Raw genomic sequence first — 525 nt, forward strand, 5'->3', positions numbered from 1 at the left:
GCGTCCTCTGGCTCCCAGGTACCCCCGGTGTCCCCCGCGTCTGCCACGTCCGCGGCGTCCGCGGCGCCCGCGGGCGGCGGCTCCCGTGAGGAGAAGCTGCGCGACTACCTGCGGCGGGCCACGGCCGACCTGCGTGCCGCCCGCGCGCAGGTGCAGGAGCTGACGTCGTCCCGGCACGAGCCGGTCGCGATCATCGGGATCGGCTGCCGCTACCCGGGCGGGGTGCAGTCACCGGACGACCTGTGGCGGCTGGTCGCCGACGGCCGTGACGTGGTCGGCCCACCGCCGGCGGACCGCGGCTGGAACCTCGACGACCGCTACGACCCCGACCCGGCGCGGCCCGGCGCCACCTACTCCCGCGAGGGTGGCTTCCTGCCCGACGCGGGCGACTTCGACGCCGCGTTCTTCGGCATCTCCCCGCGTGAGGCGCTGGCGGCCGAGCCGCAGCAGCGGCTGCTGCTGGAGACCGCCTGGGAGGCGCTGGAACACGCCGGGATCAACCCGACGACGCTGCGCGGCTCCGAC

The 525-nt window shown here is 76.6% G+C and carries 1 protein-coding gene; it reads left to right on the forward strand.

The annotated features are described in order from the left end of the window. Positions 1 to 27: 27 nt before the first annotated feature. Positions 28 to 525: beta-ketoacyl synthase N-terminal-like domain-containing protein (locus NBW84_RS21405; protein WP_445548798.1), on the forward strand; the 498-nt coding region annotated here is incomplete at its 3' end.

It is taken from the genome of Protofrankia sp. CiP1_Cm_nod2 (assembly GCF_920664355.1).
In the GTDB taxonomy this organism is placed as follows: Bacteria; Actinomycetota; Actinomycetes; order Frankiales; family Frankiaceae; genus Protofrankia.